Here is a 4,802-nt window from a genome sequence, read left to right as displayed (position 1 = left end):
CCAACTTATTGACTGACTTCGCCCGAACAGGGTAGAGAATTGAGTCTCAAGGAATGGCAAGATATTTGTCGGGAAATGCTGAATAATAAACTAACCAGTAATTCCCTATTTCACGATGATGAGGAGGCAAAAAAACACCGAGAACAAATTTATGTTCCCCTGGCACTGGTGGAACGGAAAAAACCTGAGAAACGAGAACAAGATGGGTTATCTCCCGAACAGGGAACGAAACTTTATGAACCCCAATATGAGGAAAAGCAAAGATTTACCCACAATACTTTCTTAAAAGAGATTTTACAGCAAAAACAAGGTAAAAGTCAAGGTCAAAGAATTTCTTTAATTGGGGAACCGGGGGCGGGAAAAACTACTCTGCTACAAACTATTGCGAATTGGATATTGGAGCAAGAATTGGGTTTGCCTGTGTGGGTTTCTTTGGCAGATTTGACTCAAGGTGGGAATTTGAGGAGTTTTGAGGATTATTTGCTCAATTCTTGGCTGTCTGCTGCTGTTTCTTTCTCTGGTGAGAAGGTGTGGAATAATTTTACCGAACAATTTGAGCGGGGGCGAGTGTGGTTGTTGTTGGATGGGGTGGATGAAATTGCTACTTCTGGCAGTCAGACTTTGCAAAATATTTCTCGTCAACTTTTGGGGTGGGTGGGTAAAGCGCGGGTGGTGTTGACTTGTCGTCTGAATGTTTGGCAAGCAGATGTGAATCATTTGTCTGAATTTGAGACTTTTCGGTTGTTGGATTTTGATTATCCTCAGCAGGTAGAGCAGTTTATTGATAATTGGTTTAATTCCCCTCAACCCCGTTTTAATCCCCCCCAACCCCCCTTTGAAAGGGGGGAGCAAGAGCAAGAGCAAGACTTTGTAAGGGGGGAGAATAGTAAGGGCGATCGCTTAAAGGTGGAATTGGGGAAGGAGGAAAAAGTGCGGGTGCGAGATTTGGTGCAAAATCCTCTGCGGTTGGCGCTGTTGTGTCAGAATTGGCAGTTATATGAAGGAAGTTTGCCGGAGACGAAAGCGGAATTGTATGGTCAGTTTGTGGAGCAGTTTTATCGGTGGAAGTGTGTTCTTTTTCCAATGAAGGAAAGTAAGCGACGGGAGTTAAATCTGGCTTTGGGTAGGTTGGCGAAGGATGATATTGACTCTAGTGGGAGTCGTTTTCGGTTGCGTGAGGATTTTATTGTTGAGAGGTTGGGGGATATTGATGATGAAAATTCTCTGTTTTATCTGGCGTTGCAAATTGGATGGCTGAATAATGTGGGGGTGGCGGCAGAGTCACCGACGAAAAAGGTTTATGCTTTTTTTCATGCCACGTTTGAGGAATATTTTGCTGCTTTGGCGATCGCCGATTGGGATTTTTTCTTGCCTCGCAAACACAAGAATAAGCCAGTGAAGGGGAGACGTTATCGAATTTTTGAGCCGCAGTGGAAGCAGGTAATTTTGTTGTGGTTAGGGCGAGAGGATGTGAAGGAGGAAGAGAAAGAGGAGTTTATTAAGGCTTTAACTAAGTTTAAGGATGGGTGCCTCTACTTTTTAATAACGATAATAAACATATTTACCATAATATTTATCATAATAATAAAAATCAACCCCTTCAAAAAATTTGGTGAAATTCCAAGACCACTTATAAGAATTAGGGGTTTTTATGAATATCAAGCTTATTTTCTTGCTGCTGCTGGAATTGGTGAATTTAGCAACTGCACTCAAACAAATGAAGTAGTTGAAAAAATAATTGACTGGCATTGTAATAACCGTTTCAATGAAATAGGTGTAGCATCTAGAAATGTTTTACTAGAGACTCCAAGGAAAAATACTATCAATGGTTTGGTGAATTTGTTGGAGTCTACTGTTGATGATGATACTCGCGGGCAAGCAGCAGAAAGCTTAGGGAAAATTGGCACGGGCAATCAGAAAGCCATTGATGCTTTGGTGGATTTGTTGGAGTCTACTGCTGATTATTATACTCGCTGGCGAGCAGTAGCAAGTTTAGGGAAAATTGACCCCGGCAATCAGAAAGCTATTGATGGTTTGGTGAAATTGTTGGAGTCAAATACTAATAATGATACTCGCTGGCAAGCAGCAGAAAGTTTAGGGGAAATTGGCACGGGCAATCAGAAAGCCATTGATGCTTTGGTGGATTTGTTGGGGTCTAATGCTGATGATACTCCCATGGTAGCAACAATAAGCTTAGGGAAAATTGGCACGGACAATCAGAAAGCCATTGATGCTTTGGTGGATTTGTTGGAGTCTACTGCTGATAATTGTACTCGCTGGCAAGCAGCAGCAAGTTTAGGGGAAATTGACCCCGGCAATCAGAAAGCCATTGATGCTTTGGTGGATTTGTTGAGGTCTAATGCTGATGATACTCCCAGGGTACTAGCAGCAGCAAGTTTAGGGGAAATTGACCCCGGCAATCAGAAAGCCATTGATGCGTTGGTGGATTTGTTGGAGTCTACTGCTGATTATTATACTCGCTGGCAAGCAGCAGCAAGTTTAGGGAAAATTGACTCCGGCAATCAGAAAGCTATTGATGGTTTGGTGAAATTGTTGGAGTTAAATACTGATAATGATACTCGCTGGCGAGCAGCAGAAAGTTTAGGGGAAATTGGCACGGGCAATCAGAAAGCCATTGATGCATTGGTGGATTTGTTGGAGTCTACTGCTGATTATTATACTCCCTACCAAGCAGTAGCAAGTTTAGGGGAAATTGGCACGGGCAATCAGAAAGCCATTGATGCGTTGGTGGATTTGTTGGAGTCTACTGCTGATGATACTCGCTGGTTAGCAGCAGCAAGCTTAGGGAAAATTGGCACGGAAAAGGAGATCAAAAAAGTCGTTACATCTTTAAAAGATTACTTTTTAGTTATAGACGACCTAATTAACAACAATCTCTTCGATAATTGCTACAAAATAATCTGGAAATGTGCCCAAACTCTCCCCTACCCAGAATTTTATCAAGCTTGGCATTCTTCATCTAAATTGAAAAAACCTCGTTAGTTATTTTGGTACTTATGCTTTCTGTTAGAATTAGTCATAGTACTTATACTCACCTAATATAACAGCAATATTTCCATAAACTTCAGGGCAACTTCCTATGATTTCCACCTTAATTGAGCGTCTAATATTTGCTTCTCGACCCATGAATACTCAAGATTGGTTAGTGGTAGGAATAACATTGTTAATTTATGGAGCGATCGCCTTACCGTTAGGCTTTAATTCTAGATTTTTACGAGTTAGTCAAAGCTTTCGTAATCTCAAACAATTATTTCAGGGGTTATTAGCAATCTTTTTTATGCCATCTCTAATAGAAGAGTCAATATTTAGAGTTTTGTTATTGCCTCATCCCACCGAGAAAATTTCAACTATTATGTGGTGTTTTTGGGCAACATTAAGTTTATTTTTATTTATTATTTATCATCCAATAAATGCTCTAACTTTCCATCCCCAAGGAAACCCAACTTTTATGAAACCGATTTTTTTGACATTAACAGGAATTTTAGGATTAGTATGTACAGTAGCTTATCAATTAACTGGTTGTTTGTGGGTTATGGTAATTATTCATTGGGCAGTAGTTGTAATTTGGCAATATTCGTTAGGTGGTAAAGAAAAATTGTATGGAAGTAACTAATATTATCAAGTTTTTGTTTGTAGTATTGCTCTAGTCCTGACAATATTTTTATTAGGACTAAAGTCCAACTACGAACCTGATTATAACTGTTCTACAGAACATGATATTCAATATATTTATTAATAAAAGCTTCATCGGATCATTACTTAATAATAAATTATATGGTTTGTAGTATTGCTCTAGTCCTGACAATATTTGTATTAGGACTAAAATCCAACTACGAGCCTGATTATAAATGTTCTACAGAACATGATATTCAATATATTTATTAATAAAAGCTTCAGGAGTTAGACATTCAAACTCTCCAGTTTTTTCTACAATAGCATTAACCAATTTATTTATAGTTTGCCGAGTTTATTCCCACACTTCCCTCTTTCTTCTTACTTATTCCTTCTTACTTATTCCCTCTGCTATAAAACTAAAAATCTTGACAATTTGCCTGTACAATTTTTCGGACTTCTCCAGACTCTAATTCTATTAATTTCTTAGTTGCTTGAATTTGAGTAGGCTGATTTTCTAAATGTTGACGCTCAATTAATTCCCATTCTTCTGCTGTTTTCGTATAGCGTCTAGATGTAGCTCTATCCATATTCATAGATGTCGCAACTTCGTTTAGAGAAGCCCACCCTGGTTGATTTCGCATTCTATGTAAATAGCGAGTCATTATATCAATATCAATTTTCATTGTGCATTTTCCTGATTATTTTTAACTATATATAATTTGATAAAAAAAGAATATTACAAGTGCTTTAGAAAAGGAATAAGTAAGAAAAAAAGCAATAATTAATGATTGATATCAAATCCGTTTAATTGGACATAAAAAAAATCTTCAATCGCCATAACTACGTTTATCTTTGTAATTCTTTCTCCTCCTGACTCCTGACTCCTGACTCCTGACTCCTCCTAACTTAACCATTCTATGGCTGTTTAACCGGATTTGATATGATTTTATTGCTCAATTAGATAAATAAGTTTTGACCAAAACAATTATTATCAAAATTGTCTATTCTTTACAGCAATGATAGATCCTACTGAATATAATATAGGTAATATAATATTCAGATAATTATTTATAAAAAAAGTCTTTATTTGTAGGCGCGTTTAACGCAACTACACACCTAAATAAAATTAAAATTTCAAGACTACAATTACAACTGATAACCACAAC

At 37.8% G+C, this 4,802-nt stretch carries 3 protein-coding genes; 2 read left to right on the top strand and 1 reads right to left on the bottom strand.

The annotated features are described in order from the left end of the window. Nucleotides 1-39: 39 nt before the first annotated feature. Both F6K13_RS18785 and F6K13_RS18780 read left to right on the top strand, forming a co-directional pair. Nucleotides 40-3,003 carry a HEAT repeat domain-containing protein gene (locus tag F6K13_RS18785; protein ID WP_287287992.1) on the top strand — a complete coding sequence of 988 codons (2,964 nt, stop codon included), beginning with the start codon at nucleotides 40-42 and terminating at the stop codon, nucleotides 3,001-3,003. Between the two features lie 97 nt (nucleotides 3,004-3,100). After that, complete coding sequence (locus tag F6K13_RS18780; protein WP_124154737.1) at nucleotides 3,101-3,634, top strand: type II CAAX prenyl endopeptidase Rce1 family protein; 534 nt, start codon at nucleotides 3,101-3,103, stop codon at nucleotides 3,632-3,634. 418 nt (nucleotides 3,635-4,052) lie between these two features. On the opposite strand, the gene F6K13_RS18775 is transcribed toward F6K13_RS18780, so the two are convergent. After that, nucleotides 4,053-4,319 carry a transcriptional regulator gene (locus tag F6K13_RS18775; protein WP_124145360.1) on the bottom strand — a complete coding sequence of 89 codons (267 nt, stop codon included), beginning with the start codon at nucleotides 4,317-4,319 and terminating at the stop codon, nucleotides 4,053-4,055. Nucleotides 4,320-4,802: the final 483 nt, after the last annotated feature.

This window comes from Okeania sp. SIO2B9, assembly GCF_010672505.1.
Taxonomy (GTDB): Bacteria; Cyanobacteriota; Cyanobacteriia; order Cyanobacteriales; family Microcoleaceae; genus Okeania; species Okeania hirsuta.
Note: the sequence above shows the minus strand (reverse complement) of the source record. Positions and strands in the feature narration are given on the sequence as shown.